1 protein-coding gene is annotated in these 234 nt (G+C 68.4%); it reads left to right on the top strand.

Features of this window, described 5'->3' with window-relative positions; all coding sequences use genetic code 11:
* Nucleotides 1-11: 11 nt before the first annotated feature.
* On the top strand, nt 12-234 hold a 223-nt coding region (locus SD455_RS16735), incomplete at its 3' end, for a hypothetical protein (RefSeq protein ID WP_445508765.1).

Genomic DNA, 234 nt, shown 5'->3' with positions numbered 1-234 from the left:
CCCTGCTCTGCGTGAGCCCCAACCTCGGGTGGCAAGTCGCCCATGGCTGGCCGAGCCTCGACTTCTATGTCGAGCAGGACAGCAAGAACATCGCGACGGGGCCGCTCGAGGTGCTCGCCGCTCAAGTGCTGTTCGCCAACCCGCTCGCGCTGCCGATCTGGGCGGCCGGCGTGGTCTGGCTGATCCGTTCGCCGAACTTGCGTCCGCTCGGGCTGATCTGGCCGCTGCTGGTCG

The organism is Nesterenkonia sp. K-15-9-6 (assembly GCF_052656005.1).
The sequence above is the reverse complement of the archived record's forward strand: the minus strand, read 5'-3'. Positions and strand labels throughout refer to the sequence as shown.